Consider the following 24,389-nt stretch of genomic DNA (forward strand, 5'->3'; position numbering starts at 1 on the left):
AATGGTGACGCGCGACCATTTTTCACGACTACACCGCATACGGTGGCCGATCGTCGCCGCAACTAGACCACTTCTCCAGAATTCGCTCCTCCCTGGAGCTTCCATGGACTCCGCCGAAAGACCTAGGATAGACAGGCGACCGTTCCGCTACACCACGCCGGGCACGTAGGGGCGTAGGCGGTATTCGCGACAGCCTGTTGATCCCCGCATTCCTCGGAGATACACCCCATGGCGTCATCCTCGCTGAAATGGCAGCGCACCGCGCTTGCGTCTGCTTTACTGGTTCTGGGTACCTGTACGGCTCTTACTGCTTCGGCCCGTCCGGACGAACAGGAAGAGGAAGAAAACGAACGCGAAGAAAGCTGGCAGATCGAGCAGCGCCAGCGCTGGTTCGAAGAAACCCGCAGCCTGCGCAATGTCCCCAACGCGGGCAAGTTGCGCGCGGCCGCCAGCAAGGAGCTGGTCGACCAGCAACGCGCGCTCGCGCCGTTCCGTCGCGGCAGCGGCGAAACCTGGGCCGAGCTGGGCCCCTCGTCGATGGACATGGTCGACTGGACCATGGGCCGCGTGGCCGGACGCCTGAATGTGGTCGCGCCGCACCCGACCGACGACAGCACGCTCTATATCGGCAGTGCCGCCGGCGGCGTCTGGAAGACGACCAACAACGGCATCTCGTGGACACCCATCTTCGACAGCGTCGGCACGCAACCCATCGGCTCGATCTTCATCGAGCCGGCCAACCCCAATCGCATCTGGGTCGGCACCGGCGACAAGAACGGCGGTGGCTGCGCCGGCTATTTCGGACAGGGCGTGTTTCTTTCCGAAGACGGCGGCGCGACCTGGACGGCCAGGAACGGCACCGAACCGACTGCGATGCCGCTGTCGATCGTCAATTCCGTCGTGGTCAGCCCGACCGACAGCAACGTGATCCTGGCCGGCGGCGCCGGTTCGTGCAGCGCCGCTGGTGCGCTGTCGGGCGCCGGTGTGTTCCGCTCGACCGACCGCGGCCTCACCTGGACGCGCGTCCTTTCGAACAATGTCGAGGACATGATCTTCGTCCCGGGCACCTCGACGGTCTACGCCGGCCTCAATGGCACGGGCGTGTCCAAGTCAACCGACGGCGGTGCCACCTGGACCAGCGTCAGCAATGGTCTCGCTCTGACCGGCTCGCGCCTGCGCCTGGCGATGGCAGGCAGTGACAGCAATGTGCTCTATGCGTTGGCCGGCAGCCGCCTGTTCCGTACCGGCGATGGCGGCGCGAACTGGACCCAGGTCAATGCGTCGGCCTGCGAAGGCCAGTGCAGCTACAACCAGACGCTCGCGGTCCATCCGACCCAGCCCGACACGATTCTCGTCGGCACCATCCGCCCGGCGCGCTCGACCAACGGCGGCACCACGCTGACGCGGCTGACCGACACCTGGGGCAACACCCAGGAAGTGCACCAGGATACGCACGTCGTGCTGTTCTCGCGCAACGATCCCAACCGCTTCTGGATCGGTAGCGACGGCGGCATCTGGCGCACGGACAACAATGGCGTGTCGTGGGCGAACATGAACGCCAACGTCAACATTACCCAGTTCTACGATATCGCCGTGCACCCGGTCGATCCGAACATCGTCTTCGGCGGCGCCCAGGACAACAGCTCTTCCGGCCGGCGCACCAGCCTGCTGTGGGAACTGACCTTCGCCAGCGGCGACGGCTTCATGAATGCGATCGATCCGACCAACCCCTCGATCGTCTTCCAGACGAGCTATCCGCAGGGACAACTGCCCAACATCGTGCGCTCCAACGACGGCGGCTCGCCGGGCAGCTATTCGGGCATGCCGACGACGGGCCTGACGCCGGGCGCCTTCCCCTGGGTGACGCCGCTGGCGATCGCGGGCAACAAGATCTTCATCGCATCGGATCGCCTCTATCGCGCCGATACCACCGGCACCAGCTGGACCGCTGTCTCGCCGGCCATGGGCAGCGCCGCGGCGGTCGTGACACCACAGCTCAACGGCATGCTGATGCCAACCTTCGTGGGCACCAGCGGCGGCAAGATCTACGCCTCGCCCGACGCCGGCGTTGCATCGCCCACCTTCACCGACGTGACGGGCGACTATCCCGGCGGCCGCGTCTCTGACGTTGCCATCGATCCGGTCAATGCGCAGCGCGTCTTCATTACCCGCGCCGGCTTCGGTGCATCGCGGCTGTATCGGTCCACCCAGGGCGGTACGACGTGGGTAGCGGTCGGCGCGGGCCTGCCGAACGTGCCGGCCAACAGCGTGGCGATCGATCCGATCAACACCAACCGCATCTTCGTCGCCACGGACGTCGGCGTGTATGAAAGTACGGACGGCGGCGACAACTTTGTTGCGTTTGCCGAAGGCATGCCGGCCGGCGTGGTCGTGCAGGATCTGGAAATCGACGACAGCCCGCACACGCTGACCGCCGGTACCTATGCGCGCGGCGCCTGGCGCGTGGTGCTGGCCGGTGGCAACGCCGCACTGCCGCCGACCGCCAACTTCAGCTTTGCGAACACCGGGCTGGATTCCACCTTCACGAACTCGTCCATCGACAGCGACGGCACGATCACCGGCTACAGCTGGAACTTCGGCGACGGCAGCGCCGTGTCGACGCAGACCAACCCGACCCATACGTTCCCGGCGCCCGGCCGCTATACGGTGACCCTGACCGCGACCGACAACAACGGACAGACCGGTTCCTACGCCCGCGTGCTGCGCTTCCCGGCACCGCCCATCCCGCTGGTCAACGGCGTCACGCTCAGCAACCAGCACGGCCTGCAGGGCGACGACCTGTACTACACCCTGGACGTGCCCAACGGGGCAGCCAACCTGGTGATCAGCACGACGGGCATGGCAAACGAAGACGCCGACCTGTACGTCAAGCTCGGCAATGAAACGTTGTGCACCTCGGCCGGTGCCACGGCGGACGAAACCTGCACGATCGCCGCACCCGCCAGCGGCCAGTACACGATCATCGTCAATGCCTATTCGGACCTGACCAGCTTCACGATCACCGCCAGCTACACCGTGCCGGACCGCCTCTTCGCGAACGGTTTCGACTGAGGCAACTCCGCTTGAGACGGCCTTGAGCAGGCCGCGTCGTTCACCGGGCGCCGCCACTGCGGCGCCCGGCTTCTTTCAGGTTACTGACGAACCAGCGCGATCGTACCCACCATCGGGTCAGCGCCTGCCACCGGCACGCCAGTCGCGGCAATCGTCACCTTCAGTGCGCGGCCATCCAGCGCCTTCTCGCGACCCAGCTTTGCCAGCAGCTCGGTCACATCGAAGCTGTGGAAGTTCTCGCCCACGACGTCGGCCTTGTGGCCGTTGCCGTGATCGTGGAACTGCGCATCGAAGAAGTGGATGGTACCGACCAGGTTGACCGTGCTCTTGCCGGCCACTTCGCCCTTGGGCAGCTGCAGGTACACGTTGTACAGCGTTTCGGGCTGGGCACGCGTATGCAGGTCTTTGAGAACGAGGTAGGTACGCTTGCCTTCGCGGGCGGCGCGCGTCGTTTCCTCCACCATGGCGGCCGTCTTCGACGTCACCAGTGGCGTCAGCTCCACCTCGGCCGCGCCGTTGCTGAGCGAGGCGTGGTGATCGGCCTGGGCAACCCGCACCGATGCCGAGGCACGGCCGGAGGCCACCATCGCCAGGTCCGCCGCCCGCGCCGCCGGAACGGAAACATAGTTCTCGTAGACGTAGCCTAGCGAATTGGTATCGAAGAAATTCTTCAGACGGCCGGTGATGCGCTGGCCCTTGCCATCGGCGAAGACGAACTCACGCTCGCCCCAGGCCGCCGTCGGATTGCTGCGGCCGGCGCGGTTCCAGCTCGCCCAGAGGCGGTCGATATTGCAGTGGTGCACCCAGAACAGCGGATCACGCGCCGCAAACGGCACGGCACCCATGTTGTTGGCGTTGCCGACCAGCACGTGGATGAAGCCATGGATCTGCGAGTCGATCGTGCGGCAGAAGCCCGAGGCGGATCCGACGTTGCTGTAGCTCGTCAGTCGCATCAGGTTGGTCACGTCCATCTGGCTGGTGTTGGTACCCTGGATCGCGCGGCCGGCGTTGGCGTTGGCGGAGCGGTCGGAGCGGTACAGCACGTTCCACACCGGATCGGTGGAACGGCGGAACTGCACCGGCACGATACCGGCGGCGCCGCCGTCAGTGGTGTAGTTCCAGTAGGGCAGCGTGAAGTCCGCACGGCCGCTGAGTTCGCGGATGATGCTCTCGAAGTAGAGCACGTACATGCGGTGCCAGGGCAGGAAGTGGTTCGGATCCTGGCCGGCGTGCGACTGGCAGGTGTTCCACATCTCGTCAGCGAGCGAACGCATGGCCGACGGCGAGCTGCCGAAGATACGGTTGATTTCGTTTGCCTTAGGCGTGTTACCCGCGAAGTGCGTGTACCACTGCCAGACCCATCCGCGCGGGTCATTTTCCCTGAGCGCCTGCATCTTGCGCACCGTATCCGCATAGATACGGAGCATCTCCTGGCCCTTCGTGCTACGACAGTCGTAGCGGACCAGCGGGTCTGCCGCACTGGCAAAGCGCGAAACCCAAAGTGCCAGCGGTACGCTGGCGAGACTGCGGACAAAATTGCGGCGCGAATTCGAAGTCACGGTTGAAGCTCCCTAAGTTATTGATTTCCGATCCATCTGATCGTTCTTCCGCCGCGAGCGTCGCGCTACGCTATACGTATCCATTCACCATGCCGCGTGAATTCGCCAAACAAAACTCCCTGAAAACAGGCGTACCGCGGCCGCGGCGGGCGCGGATTCTGCCCGTATGGTGTGACAGTTCGCAAACTAAGGGCTCGATCACAGAACTACTGCAACATTCCTGGCTGGCGGAGACAGCAAGTTCGTGCAGGACGCGGAGCAAACGCGCTCACCAGGGCGGCAGTAGTCGCCGCAGGCCGTGAGCCAGAACCAGTGCCAGGAACAGTGCCCCGCGCGGGAGCAACCAGGGAGAGAAGTGCGCCGCGGCCGAAGGACTGCCGCGCGCCAGATCCGACGCCAATGCGCGCAGGCGGGTTGTTCCATGCGGCCAATCGCACAGTCGGGCCACCCATTGCGCGGGAATGCCCCCGACGCCGACCTGGATGCCGCCCAGCGCGCCCGCGATGGCCGCCACCGTGTCCGTGTCGCCACCGGCACGCACCGCAGCTTCGATCATGGCCGGATAGTCCTGCCAGTGCTCGTACCAGCAGGCAATCGCGAAGGGTACGCTGTGCAGGACATAGCCGCTGACGCCGCGTTCCAGGCCCCATTGGGAAGTCAGTGCCGATGTAGGCGACGACGTCCGGCAAGCTGCACGAAGCACCTCCACCGTCGCCAGCCAGGCCGGATCCCTACCCGCCCCCTGCAGCACGTCGGCGAGCGCATCGGCCGTCGGACGCGACGTCCAGTAGCCCGACGCCAGCCACGCCGCGATCTCGGCCACGGCCGTCGCACCTGCCAGAGCACGTGGGTCAGTGTGGGTCACCACCGTGGCGGCTTGTACCAGTTGACGACGCCTTTCCCATTGCGTCGGATAGGCCGCGCCAATGATCGCGCTACGCATGCTCGGCGCGTTTCCCGCTGATGCGACGCCGCCGCGCAGGCCCAGCCACAGCTTGGCGATGCCACGCAAGGTTCCCCAGCCGATACCCGCCGGCAGGCAGAGCAGCCACCAACGCAGGCGACGTGCGAGGGCGCGCTGGAACGCGACAAGCTCGCCCCCGCTGACCAGAAGCGATTGCGCCACGAACACCGTGTGGTCGGTATCGTCGCTGACCATGCCCCGCCCGAGGACAAATCGCTGTTGCAGCCGGCCGCGCAGACGTCGGCCCACGCGCCGCGCCGACATTCCTTCGTAAGGCAGCCCGATAGCGTCGCCCACGGCGCTGCCCAGCAGGCAGCCGGCGAGAATGTCTTCGTGCGTACGTGTCATGGCCAGGCTTCCGGCTGGACCGCAGACGCGCCCCCGCAGGGCCGCGGCCGAGGCGGTCGTGGATGTGCCCACTACGACCGTGTGACCGGGCCCGGGTTCGATCGATGGCGACTGAAAGCAGGCGGCGAACCGAAATGGTTCAGCGGATGGGATGGGCGCTTGGCGGGGTGGTATTTCGGCGGGACGTAGAAACCAGCGCCTCAGAGTAGCTTCAGGGCAGCGGTGTCCAGGGGCGAGCGTGCGCACGCGTCAGCCACACCGCGAAATCGGCCTGGTTTGGCGCAAGTTTCGCGGTGGCGCGGGTCACCGAGCGCTGAAAACTGGCAGGTCAGCGGCCTGAATCGGCAGGAATTGAGAGGGAAGGAGAGATCCACCGCAGGGGAGATCGGCGGTGGACACCTTGGACGGGACACCGGGGCAGTACGATTCTATCGGGGCGACAGGTAGTCAGACGTAAGGGGGGATCTGACCGGCAAGGCCGATCTTTCCGGCAGGCAGCGGTTGATTCTCGGCGTCATCGACCACGGTAGCCGCGCAGCGCTTCGGCTACTGGAACTGGCGGACAAGCGCAGCGCCACGATCCTGCGCGAGCTGGTCGGCGCGTTCCGGCAGTTCGGATTGCCGCGACGCATCCGTGTCGATAACGAACGCTGCTTCACGTCACGGACAATGCGCATTGCGCTGCGGTGTCTCGGCATCCGCTTGCAGCGAACGGAACTGCACTGCCCCTGGCAGAACGGACGTATCGAGCGGTTGTTCGGGACGCTGAAAAGCTATCTGGACCGCATCGCAATCGGCAACGGCGACGATCTTCGGACGAAACTTGTCGAGTTTCGCTGCTGGTACAACCATGTGCGACCGCATCAACATCTTGCGGGTCGAACGCCAGCCGAAACCTGGAGTGGACGATCGAAAGCACGCGGCGAGCCGGAATGGTTCTCCGGCTGGAACGGAAGACTGACGGGGTGGTACTTCGCCGGCACATAAGAATCGGCGCCCGAGCAGCCTCGGACAGTGATGTCCACGGGCAGCCATGCCAATCCGCCAGATGCATTGCGGCGTCGGAGCGATTCGACGGAAATTCCGTGCTGGCGCTGATCTCCCAACACCGAAAATGGCCAGACCAACAGCCCGGTTCGCCGGAAATTGAGAAGAAAGAGAGGTCCACCGCCGGGGAGATGGGCGGTGGACACCTTGGACGGGACACCGCAGTTGCAGAACGCTGATCGATCCCGCAGCGGACGCACCGTTCCGACCATCCGCCTGCGCGGGCACTGGCTCGTCGAGGCCGGCTTTGCGCCGACCGACAAAGTACACATTCGGATATCGCGCGGAAGGCTCATCATGACACGCGCGTGACCCCAGAACGGCGAAGCCCAGCAATCGCTGGGCTTCGGTGAGACAGGCAAAGGGGATTAGTCAGCAAAGCTCCCGCATACCCCTATGAATTGGCTGATTCATGGTTGCCCCGGATTCACGCTTACTCCTCGTCGATACCCGCCCACACATTTACCACTTTATTTGTAATTGCACCTAGCTCAGGGTCGTCGAACAATCGTGTTGCACTGCAGGCGTCAAATGAGCCGTCTTTATCTGTGAAGAACACGTATTTGGCGGGCACCGACACAACGAACCCACATGAGCCATTACCGACAGGTGTCTTCAGCTTTTTCAGCGCCCCTGAAGCCCCTTTTAATGGCACGTAGTCTGAGATTTCAATTTCCACATCCCACCCGTTCACTTTTGCACCAGTGACGATCCCACCAAATACGCGCTTGGAAACCTTCATCCCATCTTCCACTGAAGCCCGAGCGCACTGACAAGCCTGAACATCGACTACCCACAAAAGCAGCAAACATAAGAGAACCCTCATCAACGCGACCTCCCTTTATATCTCTCAATCAGCAGGCGACCGTGATACCACTGCACATCCCCTAATTGCGAGCTAGCCATCAGATCTGTATCGGATGTCAGAGTCTTGCTTCCTCCACCAGGAAGATCTTCGTATCCATCATCAAAGCCGAGAATATGCCCATACTCGTGGGCGGCAGTTCCACCATTTCCGCCAGCACACAATTCAAGCCTGTATTCCGTGTTGTAGGTCGCGTACCCCCGAAAATGAGTCCGCGCTCGACAGCTTCCATCAACATTTGTCAGAGCGCTTCGATTTATGGGGATATCTGCCGCAGTACCATCAACAGGAATTAGGTTTACATGAATCGAATAGACGAATTTTGATGGGCTTATCAAGGACGGCCTGTTCCAATAGGATTCGACGCCGGTGATGAAGTCCGTAACGTCTTGTAACTCAACGCCTTCTGCGTGGTTCGCTCCCACCGTCTGACTAATTGTTACCTGCCCGCCGTAAGCCGATCCACTCACCACAGGAATGCTCCTCCTAAGCGGGCCGCCATATCGGTCAAAACCTGCAGAGTGAAATTGATAAATGCGGTCAGCGCTATCATCAACCACACGACGGAACCGCTGAGCAAATTCCGAAGCCGGTGTAATGTCCAGAGCATTTGTGACGTTCGAAACCATGCTCATCTCACCGAGAGACATATGGCCCGACGGATCAGTATTGGTGGCTGGGCTTTGATCAGCGTACAAATACTTATTCAACGACACTGGACGACGGTCATTCCCATCCCAAGCGTCTCTCTGTGAGAACAGTCCCGACGCCGGATTCATGTATCGCGCCCGCAAGTAGTAGAACCCGCTGTTTGAGTCTCTTTGCTCGCCGGTATGCAGGAAGTCGTTCGCGCTGGTCTGCTGGCTGATCGCGCTATCAGTTTCGCCGAAGGCCTCGTAACCGTAGACGTCCGTCTGGCTTCCCGTTTCGCTCGTGAGCAGTCGCGTCGATCCGAGACCATCAGCGTGGTAGTACCGCAAGCTGGCCGTCACGCCCGGGCTGTTGTTACTACCGACCTGCGCCGGCCTGAACTGACTGATCCGATCATCACCAAAGGTGTACAGCGCACTCACCGCCGCCGGTGCCGTGCCCTGCTGCGTGGATTCTTCGATCACCTGCGCATAGGCCTGGTTCGGGCAGTCTGACGTGCACCTCACCGCCGACAGCACTTTTTCCTTGATGCGGTCGATAGTTACGTCAGCAATTTCGCTAGACGCATTCCGCAGAACCGCAGCGAACCCCCGACGTGCACTTTCGGTTTCCCACGCCCGCGCATACGCGGACGCATCCACGCTCACGCCGGCGAGCGTGACGAGGACGAAGGTGGCGAAGGTTTTGAGCCAGCGGCGCATCGGGCGAGTGTCGCGGCGACGGTGGGATTTGGGAAGGCTTGCCGGCGGCCGGCTTTTCCGTTTAGCCGCCGGCAGTTGGCACGGGCGCGCAGCGCCCGTGCTGTTGGCTACCTGGCTTTGCGCCGTAGCTTGTCGATCTGCTTGAGCCGGGCGTACAGCAGCTTCTCGACCAGGCGACCGACCTTCTCGGCATCGCCGTCGTGCAGGCTCATCGAGCCGTAGACCGTGTGCAGCTCCACGCCCCGGCTCATGCTCGGGATCTGCTTGGCCAGGGCGTATTCGATCTGCAGCACTTCTCTTTCCAGCTCTTCCATCACGTTTTTCCTCCTGAGGCAGCCCGCAATCGGGTGTGATCGCTGTTGGCGACCTCACCCAGCGGCGCGCGCAGGGCCGTCAAGGATTTGCGCAGCAAACTTGCCCCCGTCCTTGACGGCCCGAGCACGCCGCTACGCTGCGACGACAACGGCGAACACTTGTGACCACCGGGACGCGGGCCGGGCCGCTCAGAACGCCGTACAGGCGGTTTTGGACACGACCTTCGGCTAGCAGGCCGCTTCACTGCCGAACGCTCTGGCTGTGGCGTGCGCGCAGCGCACGCGGGCTTTGGCTGTTGCTGTTGCTTCGCGCGTTTAGCAGCCGCGCGATGCAGGGACGCGAGCCCGCGCGACTGACGAAGCCGTGCAGGCAGGGACGCCCGCGGCGACGATGAGAGAACCAGAACGCCAGACGCGCGCACGGCGACGGCGTGGACGAAGCCCAGGCAATGACCCCGTGCGCAACCGCCGGACAAGGAACGCAGCGACGGCCATTGCTGACGAAGCCAGGCAGGCATGGACGCCCGCGGCGACCGTGAGAGAACAAGAGAGCTAGGCGCCGCTCGCAGCGCGCGGCCAGGGCATGACGAAGCCCGTGTGCTGACCCCGCGCGCACGGCCAAGCGTGTGCAGAGGCGCCCAACACATACTGTGCCGCAGGCACACTTCTGCCGTGCGGAGCACGGGCGGCCATTTTACATAGTGTGTATTTTGCGGTGAGCGTGAGCGAACGAACCATGTAGCGCAGCTACATGGCGCAAAATGGCACATTATGTAACTTGGCCGCGATAGCCACGCGAGCCCACGCCTTGCTGCCTGTGCGAAGCGATACCGTTCTGGGCGAGTGGGGATGGGGGCAAGAGCAGTGAGCGAAGCGCCTGCGTACAGGGGCGCAGCCGCTGTGCGCAGGCTGGCAACGATACCGGCACGTGCGATAGCAGGTGCCGACATTCGCGAGGCAGGACGCCGAGCGAGGGTGTCAACGGAGCACACCGATAAACGAAGCGGGCCAGGATGGCCCGAGGCAGCCGGCGCGCGGCGTGCCGAGCGAAGCGACGAGGGAGGGAACGACCGAGGAACGCAGCGATTGCACGCCGAGTGACGGCGGTAACGGCGCGATGAGTGCGTGTCCGACTGCCACGGCGTGAGGTCCGGCGATACACCGCGTCAGTCCGCGATCCCTTCCAGGTCTGCCTTTCGTTCCAGCTTGGCACCGGGATGTGTGGCCGCGTGGATCGCCTTGAGCTTGGTAATCGAGACGTGCGTGTAGATCTGCGTCGTCGACAGCTCTGCGTGGCCCAGCAGCTCCTGAATGTAGCGCACGTCCGCACCGTTTTCGAGCATCAGTGTCGCCGCGGTGTGCCGCAGCAGATGGCAGGAACCGCGCTTGGTGATGCCCGCACGCCGCTTGGCCTGGTCGATGCGATCACCCGCACCGCTCGTCGTCACGCGCGTCCCGCGTTCGTTGATGAACAGCGCCGGATCGGCCGGATCGCGGGCAAACGTCGGGCGCACTTCATTGACATACCGCTGCACCCAGGCCAGCGCACGTTCACCAATCGGAACCATGCGCCCCTTGCGGCCTTTGCCGCAGCGCACGTGCAGCACGCCGCGCACGGCATCGATGTCGTACAGGTCCAGGTCGCACAGTTCCACGCGACGGATGCCGGTGGAGTAAAACACCTCGGCCATGGCACGGCCGAGCACGCCAGCGCCGTCGTCCAGATCGAACGAAGCAAGCAGCGATTCCGCCTCATCTTTCGACAGCGCCTCCGGCAGGATCCGCCGTGGCACACGCGGCATGTCCAGATCACTGGCCGGGTTGGCCGCGACATGGTTGTGACGAACCAGCCAGCGGAACCACGATCGCACGCGAGCCAGCATCACGCCCTGCCGCTGCAAGGTCAGCGGTTCGCCGTTCGCCTTGCGGTAATAGAACAGGTGCCGCTGATAGCGCTCCAGCATCGGCTTGGTGATCTCGCCCGGACGCTCCACGCCGCGCTCGCGACACCAGCTGTCGAACGCCGACAGATCGCGTCGATACGTATCGAGCGAGCCTTCGCGCAGACCACGGATCAACTGCGCGTGCAGATACCGCGTGATCCACGCCGCCATGCTGTCGGAGGTAGCTGGACTTTCCAGCGCGCGCCGACGCTCACCGTATTCACCACGACGCGGCATGTCAGTGTTCCACCACGGGCGGCAGCGGGTACGACACCCCGTTACGGTACGACGACGGTGTTTTCTCACCGGTAAGAGGTGCGTTCTGCTCGACAGCAGCGACTAGAGAAGAAGATCCCGCGGCAACACTGGCGATACGCGCTGTTTCGATGGTCCGCGAGGTGGCCACAAGGTCACCACGAGCCGGCCACGAGGTGCCCACGAGGTCAGTGCTTCCGGCCGCGAGGTTGACCGTCGTACCCACAGACGCCAGACCCATCAGCTGCGGTGCACTGCGCTGCACATCACCATCGAACACCAGTTCATAGACGAAGCGCTGGCCGTTGCGGCCGGCGTGCGCGAGCACGTATTCCAGCTCGACCAGGCGATCCAGGTGCACGCGTACCTGCGCTTCGCTCAGGCCCGTGTGCTCGCGCAGCGCACGGCGCGTGAAGCGCACGCCGGTGCGCGGGATCGCCTGCGCCTGCGCGCACGTGTCCACGTACGCGACGGCCTGGCTCAGCAACCGCCGCGTCGGCGGCGGCAGTTCATCCAGCGAACGGCCGAGCACGTCGTGGGCCAAGCGATTGGCCAGCGCGATATCGGCAGCGCTGACCTCGATGTATTCGACGGTCTTTCCGCCGTGGACAACCGAGCGGACCGGCCGCTGGTATTGGTGCAACAACGCGATGCTGTCGATCAGGGCCAGGTACTTCGCATGATCGCGGCGCAGGCGCACGCGATCCGATGCAAAGGTCAGTTGTTCGGCGAAGGGATTCACCACCGCCAACGGCCGCAGCAGCGCCTGTGCCGCACGATGGGCGGCCAGCAGGTCATCGGTGCGGGCTTTCGCGAGAAGACCTTCCAGCGTGCGACCAGATCGCTGCTTGGCCTGGATCGCCGCGGTCTGCTCACGGCTTTCGTTGATCGTGAGAACCAGGCACCGGTTCAACAGCTCTTCGTCGATATCGATCGCGGTCGTCGTCAGGAACAGCATCACCGGGCCTTCGACCCGGTATTCCTGCGTGACCAGCTGGCCCGTCGTCGGATCCTTGCCGGTCGAGGCGATCGTCAGTTCGCCCTGCGATTGCAGCACCTTCAGCGCGTACGCGGCCTGCCGAACCCCCTCCTCTTCCGCGATGGCGAGGATCTTGTGCTTCATGCTGGTTTCGCCCAGATAAAACAGGCTTTGCCCCGTCATCGCCGAGTAGTGCACGCGTTCGCTCTCGGGCATCAGTGCGAGCAACGCATCCATCAAGGTCGATTTGCCGGCCGCGCTGGTCGACTGGATCAGGATGGCGAGGGGCTTTTCCAACTTGCGACTGACACAGGCCAGGTATGCGACCAGCGCATTGCTCGCCTCGCCCACCACACCCGTGGCTTCCACATCGCGCACGATGCGCTCGATCAAGTCGGGATCGCGCAGCAGCGTCAGGCCGGCGTTGTGCTGATCGGGTGTCAACGTCGGCGCGGAACTCGCTTCGGCCGGCTTCAATTTCTGCCGGATCAGCTCGTCTTGCCGCTGCTCGACCACGCGCAGCACCGCGGCCAGATCCGAGCGAGCCGCCTCTTCCGAGATGCCCAGTTCCGCACTCGCTTGCTTGATCCAGCCGCCGCGCTGTTTCGCGGCGTATAGCTCGACGGTGTCGATGTGGACGAAGCTGCCACACGTGGCCTTGATCCACACCTTCAGCTGTTCGTAGGACAGGTTCTTTTCCACACCACGCACGACATAGCCACGATCGCCCAGCGTGATGCGGACTTCGTCATTGACGATTTCCACCGGCACCGGCGGAACACTCGGCGGCACGCGGTGTGCTGGCAGCTCCGGCGCTGCGGCTTCGTCAGTTTCCGGAGCAGAAGCAGCGACTAAAGAAGGAAGTTCAGCAGGAACAGCGGGCGTTTCCACCATCGGAACCGTCTCGGTGCGTTGCGGCGGCTGGCCGTTACCCAACCACTCGGCTTGCCGGATCACCAGGCCAAGGGATTTGCTCGCCGGCTGCACGCTCACCGCATACGCGTTCGCGTCCATGCCCTTCGGGAAGCGGCAGCGATAGGTGTCGAAGCCTTCGGCGATCAGACGCGCGGAGAGCTTTTCCGCCGCGCTATTGCCCGCTTCATCGGCATCGTAGGCAATCAGTACGCGTTTGATGCCATGCCGATGGAACGCGGTAAGGATGTCATCGGTAAAGCCTTCAATGCCGTAGCTCGACGTCACGTTGCGATAGCCCGCACACCAGAACGTCAGCGCATCGATCAAGGCTTCACACAGGATCACTTCTTCCTGCCCGATCAAGCCCGCTTCGTTGAACACGCCACGGTGCGGGCCGGGCAAGTACAGGTGCAAGGGTGTACCGGCGCGCAGCTTCGTATCACGCGTGACCTTGCGGCCGTACAGCTCGGTGATGGCACCGTCAGGCGTGATCACCGGAATGACCAACGAACCGTTGAAGTGCTCGTGACCGCTGTCGCGATACACACCCATGCGTTCCAGCGCGCCGCGGATCGTCGCACCGGCCTTGACGTTCTTGTCGGGCAGCTGATAGCCCAGCGTGCGGTTGGCAAAGCCGAGCTGGAAGGACTCGATCAGATCCGGATGCGTCAGCCCACGTGCTTCCAGATACGCCAACGCCTCCGGGCTTTGCTGGAGCGTGGCGTGGTAGTAGTCCAGCACGCGGCGCAGCAGCGTCTGATCGTCTTCCAGCATCACACCCATGCGCGGCGGCGGTGCTTCAATCACCGTCGGCGGGGCCACGCCCGTTTCCTGCCGCAGCCGCTCCACCGCCTCGCGGAACGAGATCGACTCCGACCGCATCACCCAGTCGATCACCGAGCCGCCGGCCTGGCACGCACCCAGGCAATGCCACAGGTTCGACTTCGGCGACACCACCAAGGACGGCGTCTTGTCGTCGTGGAACGGGCACCGTCCGATCCGATCCTTGCCGTGGGCCTTGAGCGTCACTCCGCTGGCTTCCACCAGGCGAACCAGGGACACCTCCAGCTTAAGGCGATCGATTTCTGCGTCGGGGATGCGGGCCATCAGAAGCCTCTTTCGCGGCAAGAGCCGTCAATGGACGTTCGTGTGATCTATACAATAGATGCGCGTGTGATATTCTGCAAGCCAACTCGCCGGAGCCACCTACCATGACTGCCATTCCTCACTGGCTTGTCGATCTGGATATGCATGGCATCGCCGAACGCCTGAAGCGTCTGCGTGAAGAACGCGGACTGACGCAAACACGCCTGGCCGAGTTGCTCGGCATGGCGGCACGCAGCTACAACCGATGGGAGCGCGGAGGCCATGTGCCTAGCCTTGAGATGCTGATCAAGGCCGCTGATGTGCTCCAGGTGAGCCTGGATGAACTGGTGGGTCGAACCGCGACCAGCAGCGCGCCGACTATCCGCAATGCCGAACTGCAACAGCTGGTCTACGAAGTAGACGAGTTGCCTGACCGCGAACAGCAAGCGCTGATCGTGGTAATAGACGGGCTCGTGAAGAGCGCACAGGTCTCTCGGGCGGTAAGTCGCCGCACTGCCGGCGCGAAGCGCATTCCAGGCCGCACTCGCGACTGAGAACCGCCTGCTGCTGACGATAGATGAACCAGAAGGCGGGCAACTGAAGGAAAGAAGCAAGAAGCGCGGGCCAAGGGTGGTGAGACACCCCCGGCCCGCTTACCACAACCCACTACGAAGGAGTGGAGCATGGCTAAGGCCAAGGATACGACACGCCGCATCACCGTCGGCGCCGGCTACTACCCGCAGCTGCAGAACGCTGACCGATCCGGTAACAGCCGCACCGTCCCGACCATCCGACTGCGCGGCCACTGGCTCGTCGAGGCTGGCTTTGCACCGACTGACAAAGTACACATTCGGGTGTCGCGGGGAAGGCTCGTCATGACGCGGGCGTAACCCCAGAACGCCAAAGCCCAGCAAACGCTGGGCTTTGGTGGTGCAAGCGTCAGCAATGTTCCCGCTCAACCCTAGGAATTGGCTGATTCATGGTTGTCCCAGAATCTCGCTTACAAGCCGACCGCCCGATTCACCGGAAATTGAGAAGAAAGAGAGGTCCACCGCCGGTAAGATTGGCGGTGGACACCTTGGACGGGGCAACGGGGCAACGGGGCAACGGGGCAACGGGGCAACGGGACAACGCCGGGGAGTTAACGCTTTACGCTATGTTAGACCATTCTGCGTGCGGCACACTGGGCATATCGCGAGCTTAAATGCCGATCGCAAGATAGTGCCGCACTTTGTGCAGTCTGTTATCTCCGAGAGGTCATCAGCGCCGAGGACAAAAGCCCCAGACGGGCACGCGACATAAATATCGGCCGGCAGCTTCTCATTCTCCCAGCTAATCTCGGCGAGAACCATCTTTCTATACACAAATGATTTGTTGTCCGGGTACCGCTCCTCGCACGCATCCAATGCCTCGTAAAATATTTCAACGAGATCCGCTCTACTCAAGCTGCGAAGCGCCGCAATTAGCTCGTTGATCCCCATTTCTAGAGCCCCTCAATTGGATAGCGCACAAAATCTCCACCAGCGTATCTAACTATTACTTCTTCAATCTTGTGGAACGGATCATTTGGAGATCGGCGCTTTCGTTCAGCCACTCCTGCGCGGAAGACATCCTCTGTCAGTCCAACCCCCATACCATCAATATATAGAACTTGAGCCGGCGGGTTGGCCCCACGCTTTACGCCATCCTCAAACGCATTCTTTACTGCACTCGCAGTCCCCTTTGGAGCTGCTTCAGCTCCAACCCCTGCTTTGTCGTTTCGATTATTGAGTCCACATTTTTCGAAATGTTGTGGCCTGTTGGTTCCACGGGTAAGAATATGTGGTAGCCAGTGTGATGTGCCAAGTCCACAGCCATTCCAGTTTCTTTCGCGGCAGTCGCTGTTCCAGCTCGCAAGCTCAACACACTACCCTGTGTCATCGAGAAGATCTTGCAAGTGTTGTGCGTCTGAATTCCGGACGCGCCAACGAAAAAAGTGTGCGCATCTTCGACGGTAAGATTGTAGACCGTCTCTTGGCGCGAGGCTTTGCGAATTCCGACTACAGCTGTGAACCGCCCGCCGCGAAGGCGAACGCGCTCACCAACTTTCACCATGTCGGCATTTACCCAGTGAGATGACTCAAGTTCATCCGCATTTACTTCATTGGATTTTCCAGCGCGTTCCGCATCGGGAACTTCTAGATAGAACGGATGATTGTTGGTCGCATCGATGACATCACCTGACTCAAAACTGAGCTCAACCATCTCGTACACGCGAGCCCCCTGAATCGTTGCCGAAACCGCATACCATCCCTCTTGATTTCGGCGTTCGTCCCAGCCCCAAACTTTCATGCCGGCATGGATGTCACTTATGGGTGTTAAGCCGTCCATAGTTTCAACCAACGTATCCGCGTCGAAACTGTTTGCGGCACACGGTCTAGCTCGCTTAAGCCATCCCGGTAAGTGCCGAGCAGCTGCGAACATTATCCCCGCGGTAGCCAGATAGGCTGCCGGGTCAAACTCGCCGCGATTCATCATGACATCGATTGCCACGAGTCCTCCCTCGGCCTGCATACTTGCCAGAACATTTCTTAGATTGCTAGCCACCGTTGTTTCGGTAAGAGAGAGATTTCCGCTCGGATCCGTTGACACAATCGGGCTGTTCTGGACATACACGTACTTGTGAAGTGACGCCGGATCTTGGTTGACGCCCGCAAAGGAATCCTGCTGCGTAAACCGCCCCGCCACCGGATCCATGTACCTAGCGCGCAAATAATAGAGCTCAGTGTTCGGATCCCTCTGCTCCCCGGTGTACAGGAAGTCGTTTGCACTCGCCTGCTGACTGACGGCTTCGTCGATCTCGCCGAAGGCCTCGTAACCGTAGACATCGGTCTGACTTCCCGTCTCGCTCGTCAGCAACCGCGCCGAACCCAGTCCATCAGCGTGGTAGTACCGCAGACTCGCTGTTGTTCCAGGATTGTTCGCGCCGCCTGCAACGGCCGGCCTAAACTGACTGACTCTGTCATCCCCGAATGTATACAGCGCACTGACCGTCGGCGCATTGCTGCCTTGGCTGGTGGCCTCTTCAATCACCTGCGCATAGGCCTGGTTCGGGCAGTCTGACGTGCACCTCACCGCCGACAGCACTTTTTCCTTGATGCGGTCGATAGTTACGTCAGCAATTTCGCTAGACGCATTCCGCAGAACCGCAGCGAACCCCCGACGTGCACTTTCGGTTTCCCACGCCCGCGCATACGCGGACGCATCCACGCTCACGCCGGCGAGCGTGACGAGGACGAAGGTGGCGAAGGTTTTGAGCCAGCGGCGCATCGGGCGAGTGTCGCGGCGACGGTGGGATTTGGGAAGGCTTGCCGGCGGCCGGCTTTTCCGTTTAGCCGCCGGCAGTTGGCACGGGCGCGCAGCGCCCGTGCTGTTGGCTACCTGGCTTTGCGCCGTAGCTTGTCGATCTGCTTGAGCCGGGCGTACAGCAGCTTCTCGACCAGGCGACCGACCTTCTCGGCATCGCCGTCGTGCAGGCTCATCGAGCCGTAGACCGTGTGCAGCTCCACGCCCCGGCTCATGCTCGGGATCTGCTTGGCCAGGGCGTATTCGATCTGCAGCACTTCTCTTTCCAGCTCTTCCATCACGTTTTTCCTCCTGAGGCAGCCCGCAATCGGGTGTGATCGCTGTTGGCGACCTCACCCAGCGGCGCGCGCAGGGCCGTCAAGGATTTGCGCAGCAAACTTGCCCCCGTCCTTGACGGCCCGAGCACGCCGCTACGCTGCGACGACAACGGCGAACACTTGTGACCACCGGGACGCGGGCCGGGCCGCTCAGAACGCCGTACAGGCGGTTTTGGACACGACCTTCGGCTAGCAGGCCGCTTCACTGCCGAACGCTCTGGCTGTGGCGTGCGCGCAGCGCACGCGGGCTTTGGCTGTTGCTGTTGCTTCGCGCGTTTAGCAGCCGCGCGATGCAGGGACGCGAGCCCGCGCGACTGACGAAGCCGTGCAGGCAGGGACGCCCGCGGCGACGATGAGAGAACCAGAACGCCAGACGCGCGCACGGCGACGGCGTGGACGAAGCCCAGGCAATGACCCCGTGCGCAACCGCCGGACAAGGAACGCAGCGACGGCCATTGCTGACGAAGCCAGGCAGGCATGGACGCCCGCGGCGACCGTGAGAGAACAAGAGAGCTAGGCGCCGCTCGCAGCGCGCGGCCAGGGCATGACGAAGCCCGTGTGCTGACCCCGCGCGCACGGCCAAGCGTGTGCAGAGGCGCCCAACACATACTGTGCCGCAGGCACACTTCTGCCGTGCGGAGCACGGGCGGCCATTTTACATAGTGTGTATTTTGCGGTGAGCGTGAGCGAACGAACCATGTAGCGCAGCTACATGGCGCAAAATGGCACATTATGTAACTTGGCCGCGATAGCCACGCGAGCCCACGCCTTGCTGCCTGTGCGAAGCGATACCGTTCTGGGCGAGTGGGGATGGGGGCAAGAGCAGTGAGCGAAGCGCCTGCGTACAGGGGCGCAGCCGCTGTGCGCAGGCTGGCAACGATACCGGCACGTGCGATAGCAGGTGCCGACATTCGCGAGGCAGGACGCCGAGCGAGGGTGTCAACGGAGCACACCGATAAACGAAGCGGGCCAGGATGGCCCGAGGCAGCCGGCGCGCGGCGTGCCGAGCGAAGCGACGAGGGAGGGAACGACCGAGGAACGCAGCGATTGCACGCCGAGTGACGGCGGTAACGGCGCGATGAGTGCGTGTCCGACTGCCACGGCGTGAGGTCCGGCGATACACCGCGTCAGTCCGCGATCCCTTCCAGGTCTGCCTTTCGTTCCAGCTTGGCACCGGGATGTGTGGCCGCGTGGATCGCCTTGAGCTTGGTAATCGAGACGTGCGTGTAGATCTGCGTCGTCGACAGCTCTGCGTGGCCCAGCAGCTCCTGAATGTAGCGCACGTCCGCACCGTTTTCGAGCATCAGTGTCGCCGCGGTGTGCCGCAGCAGATGGCAGGAACCGCGCTTGGTGATGCCCGCACGCCGCTTGGCCTGGTCGATGCGATCACCCGCACCGCTCGTCGTCACGCGCGTCCCGCGTTCGTTGATGAACAGCGCCGGATCGGCCGGATCGCGGGCAAACGTCGGGCGCACTTCATTGACATACCGCTGCACCCAGGCCAGCGCACGTTCACCAATCGGAACCATGCGCCCCTTGCGGCCTTTGCCGCAGCGCACGTGCAGCACGCCGCGCACGGCATCGATGTCGTACAGGTCCAGGTCGCACAGTTCCACGCGACGGATGCCGGTGGAGTAAAACACCTCGGCCATGGCACGGCCGAGCACGCCAGCGCCGTCGTCCAGATCGAACGAAGCAAGCAGCGATTCCGCCTCATCTTTCGACAGCGCCTCCGGCAGGATCCGCCGTGGCACACGCGGCATGTCCAGATCACTGGCCGGGTTGGCCGCGACATGGTTGTGACGAACCAGCCAGCGGAACCACGATCGCACGCGAGCCAGCATCACGCCCTGCCGCTGCAAGGTCAGCGGTTCGCCGTTCGCCTTGCGGTAATAGAACAGGTGCCGCTGATAGCGCTCCAGCATCGGCTTGGTGATCTCGCCCGGACGCTCCACGCCGCGCTCGCGACACCAGCTGTCGAACGCCGACAGATCGCGTCGATACGTATCGAGCGAGCCTTCGCGCAGACCACGGATCAACTGCGCGTGCAGATACCGCGTGATCCACGCCGCCATGCTGTCGGAGGTAGCTGGACTTTCCAGCGCGCGCCGACGCTCACCGTATTCACCACGACGCGGCATGTCAGTGTTCCACCACGGGCGGCAGCGGGTACGACACCCCGTTACGGTACGACGACGGTGTTTTCTCACCGGTAAGAGGTGCGTTCTGCTCGACAGCAGCGACTAGAGAAGAAGATCCCGCGGCAACACTGGCGATACGCGCTGTTTCGATGGTCCGCGAGGTGGCCACAAGGTCACCACGAGCCGGCCACGAGGTGCCCACGAGGTCAGTGCTTCCGGCCGCGAGGTTGACCGTCGTACCCACAGACGCCAGACCCATCAGCTGCGGTGCACTGCGCTGCACATCACCATCGAACACCAGTTCATAGACGAAGCGCTGGCCGTTGCGGCCGGCGTGCGCGAGCACGTATTCCAGCTCGACCAGGCGATCCAGGTGCACGCGTACCTGCGCTTCGCTCAGGCCCGTGTGCTCGCGCAGCGCACGGCGCGTGAAGCGCACGCCGGTGCGCGGGATCGCCTGCGCCTGCGCGCACGTGTCCACGTACGCGACGGCCTGGCTCAGCAACCGCCGCGTCGGCGGCGGCAGTTCATCCAGCGAACGGCCGAGCACGTCGTGGGCCAAGCGATTGGCCAGCGCGATATCGGCAGCGCTGACCTCGATGTATTCGACGGTCTTTCCGCCGTGGACAACCGAGCGGACCGGCCGCTGGTATTGGTGCAACAACGCGATGCTGTCGATCAGGGCCAGGTACTTCGCATGATCGCGGCGCAGGCGCACGCGATCCGATGCAAAGGTCAGTTGTTCGGCGAAGGGATTCACCACCGCCAACGGCCGCAGCAGCGCCTGTGCCGCACGATGGGCGGCCAGCAGGTCATCGGTGCGGGCTTTCGCGAGAAGACCTTCCAGCGTGCGACCAGATCGCTGCTTGGCCTGGATCGCCGCGGTCTGCTCACGGCTTTCGTTGATCGTGAGAACCAGGCACCGGTTCAACAGCTCTTCGTCGATATCGATCGCGGTCGTCGTCAGGAACAGCATCACCGGGCCTTCGACCCGGTATTCCTGCGTGACCAGCTGGCCCGTCGTCGGATCCTTGCCGGTCGAGGCGATCGTCAGTTCGCCCTGCGATTGCAGCACCTTCAGCGCGTACGCGGCCTGCCGAACCCCCTCCTCTTCCGCGATGGCGAGGATCTTGTGCTTCATGCTGGTTTCGCCCAGATAAAACAGGCTTTGCCCCGTCATCGCCGAGTAGTGCACGCGTTCGCTCTCGGGCATCAGTGCGAGCAACGCATCCATCAAGGTCGATTTGCCGGCCGCGCTGGTCGACTGGATCAGGATGGCGAGGGGCTTTTCCAACTTGCGACTGACACAGGCCAGGTATGCGACCAGCGCATTGCTCGCCTCGCCCACCACACCCGTGGCTTCCACATCGCGCACGATGCGCTCGATCAAGTCGGGATCGCGCAGCAGCGTCAGGCCGGCGTTGTGCTGATCGGGTGTCAACGTCGGCGCGGAACTCGCTTCGGCCGGCTTCAATTTCTGCCGGATCAGCTCGTCTTGCCGCTGCTCGACCACGCGCAGCACCGCGGCCAGATCCGAGCGAGCCGCCTCTTCCGAGATGCCCAGTTCCGCACTCGCTTGCTTGATCCAGCCGCCGCGCTGTTTCGCGGCGTATAGCTCGACGGTGTCGATGTGGACGAAGCTGCCACACGTGGCCTTGATCCACACCTTCAGCTGTTCGTAGGACAGGTTCTTTTCCACACCACGCACGACATAGCCACGATCGCCCAGCGTGATGCGGACTTCGTCATTGACGATTTCCACCGGCACCGGCGGAACACTCGGCGGCACGCGGTGTGCTGGCAGCTCCGGCGCTGCGGCTTCGTCAGTTTCCGGAGCAGAAGCAGCGACTAAAGAAGGAAGTTCAGCAGGAACAGCGGGCGTTTCCACCATCGGAACCGTCTCGGTGCGTTGCGGCGGCTGGCCGTTACCCAACCACTCGGCTTGCCGGATCACCAGGCCAAGGGATTTGCTCGCCGGCTGCACGCTCACCGCATACGCGTTCGCGTCCATGCCCTTCGGGAAGCGGCAGCGATAGGTGTCGAAGCCTTCGGCGATCAGACGCGCGGAGAGCTTTTCCGCCGCGCTATTGCCCGCTTCATCGGCATCGTAGGCAATCAGTACGCGTTTGATGCCATGCCGATGGAACGCGGTAAGGATGTCATCGGTAAAGCCTTCAATGCCGTAGCTCGACGTCACGTTGCGATAGCCCGCACACCAGAACGTCAGCGCATCGATCAAGGCTTCACACAGGATCACTTCTTCCTGCCCGATCAAGCCCGCTTCGTTGAACACGCCACGGTGCGGGCCGGGCAAGTACAGGTGCAAGGGTGTACCGGCGCGCAGCTTCGTATCACGCGTGACCTTGCGGCCGTACAGCTCGGTGATGGCACCGTCAGGCGTGATCACCGGAATGACCAACGAACCGTTGAAGTGCTCGTGACCGCTGTCGCGATACACACCCATGCGTTCCAGCGCGCCGCGGATCGTCGCACCGGCCTTGACGTTCTTGTCGGGCAGCTGATAGCCCAGCGTGCGGTTGGCAAAGCCGAGCTGGAAGGACTCGATCAGATCCGGATGCGTCAGCCCACGTGCTTCCAGATACGCCAACGCCTCCGGGCTTTGCTGGAGCGTGGCGTGGTAGTAGTCCAGCACGCGGCGCAGCAGCGTCTGATCGTCTTCCAGCATCACACCCATGCGCGGCGGCGGTGCTTCAATCACCGTCGGCGGGGCCACGCCCGTTTCCTGCCGCAGCCGCTCCACCGCCTCGCGGAACGAGATCGACTCCGACCGCATCACCCAGTCGATCACCGAGCCGCCGGCCTGGCACGCACCCAGGCAATGCCACAGGTTCGACTTCGGCGACACCACCAAGGACGGCGTCTTGTCGTCGTGGAACGGGCACCGTCCGATCCGATCCTTGCCGTGGGCCTTGAGCGTCACTCCGCTGGCTTCCACCAGGCGAACCAGGGACACCTCCAGCTTAAGGCGATCGATTTCTGCGTCGGGGATGCGGGCCATCAGAAGCCTCTTTCGCGGCAAGAGCCGTCAATGGACGTTCGTGTGATCTATACAATAGATGCGCGTGTGATATTCTGCAAGCCAACTCGCCGGAGCCACCTACCATGACTGCCATTCCTCACTGGCTTGTCGATCTGGATATGCATGGCATCGCCGAACGCCTGAAGCGTCTGCGTGAAGAACGCGGACTGACGCAAACACGCCTGGCCGAGTTGCTCGGCATGGCGGCACGCAGCTACAACCGATGGGAGCGCGGAGGCCATGTGCCTAGCCTTGAGATGCTGATCAAGGCCGCTGATGTGCTCCAGGTGAGCCTGGATGAACTGGTGGGTCGAACCGCGACCAGCAGCGCGCCGACTATCCGCAATGCCGAACTGCAACAGCTGGTCTACGAAGTAGACGAGTTGCCTGACCGCGAACAGCAAGCGCTGATCGTGGTAATAGACGGGCTCGTGAAGAGCGCACAGGTCTCTCGGGCGGTAAGTCGCCGCACTGCCGGCGCGAAGCGCATTCCAGGCCGCACTCGCGACTGAGAACCGCCTGCTGCTGACGATAGATGAACCAGAAGGCGGGCAACTGAAGGAAAGAAGCAAGAAGCGCGGGCCAAGGGTGGTGAGACACCCCCGGCCCGCTTACCACAACCCACTACGAAGGAGTGGAGCATGGCTAAGGCCAAGGATACGACACGCCGCATCACCGTCGGCGCCGGCTACTACCCGCAGCTGCAGAACGCTGACCGATCCGGTAACAGCCGCACCGTCCCGACCATCCGACTGCGCGGCCACTGGCTCGTCGAGGCTGGCTTTGCACCGACTGACAAAGTACACATTCGGGTGTCGCGGGGAAGGCTCGTCATGACGCGGGCGTA

Annotated in this window: 18 protein-coding genes; 7 read left to right on the forward strand and 11 right to left on the reverse strand. The window is 62.9% G+C overall.

From position 1 onward, the window contains the following. Positions 1–228 precede the first annotated feature (228 nt). The gene (locus N4264_RS25555; RefSeq protein ID WP_261695023.1) at positions 229–3,072 is read left to right on the forward strand and encodes a PKD domain-containing protein; all 2,844 of its coding nucleotides are present in this window, start codon (positions 229–231) and stop codon (positions 3,070–3,072) included. A gap of 80 nt (positions 3,073–3,152) precedes the next feature. Here the strand turns inward: N4264_RS25555 and N4264_RS25560 are convergent, their stop codons facing one another. Together N4264_RS25560 and N4264_RS25565 are read right to left on the reverse strand one after the other, a co-directional pair. Next, positions 3,153–4,631, reverse strand: coding sequence for a tyrosinase family protein (locus N4264_RS25560; protein WP_261695024.1), 1,479 nt, complete (start codon positions 4,629–4,631; stop codon positions 3,153–3,155). A 268-nt stretch (positions 4,632–4,899) separates the two neighbouring features. Further along, entirely contained in the window at positions 4,900–5,943 is a 1,044-nt protein-coding gene (locus N4264_RS25565; RefSeq protein WP_261695025.1) for an ADP-ribosylglycohydrolase family protein, read from the reverse strand. A gap of 501 nt (positions 5,944–6,444) precedes the next feature. Between N4264_RS25565 and N4264_RS25570 the strand changes: the two genes are divergently transcribed. Both N4264_RS25570 and N4264_RS25960 read left to right on the forward strand, forming a co-directional pair. Continuing rightward, positions 6,445–6,930, forward strand: coding sequence for an integrase core domain-containing protein (locus tag N4264_RS25570; RefSeq protein ID WP_425508300.1), 486 nt, complete (start codon positions 6,445–6,447; stop codon positions 6,928–6,930). Positions 6,931–7,128: 198 nt separating this feature from the next. After that, complete coding sequence (locus N4264_RS25960) at positions 7,129–7,302, forward strand: SymE family type I addiction module toxin (RefSeq protein ID WP_425508301.1); 174 nt, start codon at positions 7,129–7,131, stop codon at positions 7,300–7,302. A gap of 121 nt (positions 7,303–7,423) precedes the next feature. On the opposite strand, the gene N4264_RS25575 is transcribed toward N4264_RS25960, so the two are convergent. The 5 genes from N4264_RS25575 to N4264_RS25595 all read right to left on the reverse strand — a co-directional run bounded on the left by N4264_RS25575 (position 7,424) and on the right by N4264_RS25595 (position 14,720). Beyond that, positions 7,424–7,732: a hypothetical protein gene (locus tag N4264_RS25575; protein WP_261695027.1), complete on the reverse strand. Its 309-nt coding sequence runs from the start codon at positions 7,730–7,732 to the stop codon at positions 7,424–7,426. A gap of 83 nt (positions 7,733–7,815) precedes the next feature. After that, positions 7,816–9,207, reverse strand: coding sequence for an RHS repeat-associated core domain-containing protein (locus N4264_RS25580; RefSeq protein WP_261695028.1), 1,392 nt, complete (start codon positions 9,205–9,207; stop codon positions 7,816–7,818). A 107-nt stretch (positions 9,208–9,314) separates the two neighbouring features. Then, on the reverse strand, positions 9,315–9,521 hold the full coding sequence (locus tag N4264_RS25585) for a hypothetical protein (protein WP_261695029.1): 207 nt from the start codon (positions 9,519–9,521) through the stop codon (positions 9,315–9,317). A gap of 1,166 nt (positions 9,522–10,687) precedes the next feature. After that, on the reverse strand, positions 10,688–11,701 hold the full coding sequence (gene xerC / locus N4264_RS25590) for a site-specific tyrosine recombinase XerC (RefSeq protein ID WP_261695030.1): 1,014 nt from the start codon (positions 11,699–11,701) through the stop codon (positions 10,688–10,690). 1 nt (position 11,702) lies between these two features. Beyond that, on the reverse strand, positions 11,703–14,720 hold the full coding sequence (locus N4264_RS25595; protein ID WP_261695031.1) for a CHC2 zinc finger domain-containing protein: 3,018 nt from the start codon (positions 14,718–14,720) through the stop codon (positions 11,703–11,705). Between the two features lie 104 nt (positions 14,721–14,824). Here N4264_RS25595 and N4264_RS25600 point away from each other — a divergent pair, with 104 nt between their 5' ends. After that, a complete protein-coding gene (locus tag N4264_RS25600; RefSeq protein WP_261695032.1) occupies positions 14,825–15,253 on the forward strand; it encodes a helix-turn-helix domain-containing protein in 429 nt (142 codons plus the stop codon). A 129-nt stretch (positions 15,254–15,382) separates the two neighbouring features. Beyond that, entirely contained in the window at positions 15,383–15,589 is a 207-nt protein-coding gene (locus N4264_RS25605; RefSeq protein ID WP_261695033.1) for a SymE family type I addiction module toxin, read from the forward strand. 811 nt (positions 15,590–16,400) lie between these two features. Here N4264_RS25605 and N4264_RS25610 read toward each other — a convergent pair. The 4 genes from N4264_RS25610 to N4264_RS25625 all read right to left on the reverse strand — a co-directional run bounded on the left by N4264_RS25610 (position 16,401) and on the right by N4264_RS25625 (position 23,521). Next, on the reverse strand, positions 16,401–18,008 hold the full coding sequence (locus N4264_RS25610) for an RHS repeat-associated core domain-containing protein (RefSeq protein WP_261695034.1): 1,608 nt from the start codon (positions 18,006–18,008) through the stop codon (positions 16,401–16,403). A gap of 107 nt (positions 18,009–18,115) precedes the next feature. Further along, complete coding sequence (locus N4264_RS25615; RefSeq protein ID WP_261695029.1) at positions 18,116–18,322, reverse strand: hypothetical protein; 207 nt, start codon at positions 18,320–18,322, stop codon at positions 18,116–18,118. A 1,166-nt stretch (positions 18,323–19,488) separates the two neighbouring features. Then, complete coding sequence (gene xerC / locus N4264_RS25620; RefSeq protein ID WP_261695030.1) at positions 19,489–20,502, reverse strand: site-specific tyrosine recombinase XerC; 1,014 nt, start codon at positions 20,500–20,502, stop codon at positions 19,489–19,491. Between the two features lies 1 nt (position 20,503). Then, on the reverse strand, positions 20,504–23,521 hold the full coding sequence (locus tag N4264_RS25625) for a CHC2 zinc finger domain-containing protein (protein WP_261695031.1): 3,018 nt from the start codon (positions 23,519–23,521) through the stop codon (positions 20,504–20,506). Positions 23,522–23,625: 104 nt separating this feature from the next. Here N4264_RS25625 and N4264_RS25630 point away from each other — a divergent pair, with 104 nt between their 5' ends. Both N4264_RS25630 and N4264_RS25635 read left to right on the forward strand, forming a co-directional pair. Then, positions 23,626–24,054, forward strand: a complete 429-nt coding sequence (locus tag N4264_RS25630) for a helix-turn-helix domain-containing protein (RefSeq protein ID WP_261695032.1) — start codon at positions 23,626–23,628, stop codon at positions 24,052–24,054. Positions 24,055–24,183: 129 nt separating this feature from the next. After that, positions 24,184–24,389, forward strand: a 206-nt coding sequence (locus N4264_RS25635) for a SymE family type I addiction module toxin (RefSeq protein WP_261695033.1), incomplete at its 3' end; no start/stop codon positions are given.

The sequence above is a fragment of the Tahibacter amnicola genome (assembly GCF_025398735.1).
Classification (GTDB): domain Bacteria; phylum Pseudomonadota; class Gammaproteobacteria; order Xanthomonadales; family Rhodanobacteraceae; genus Tahibacter; species Tahibacter amnicola.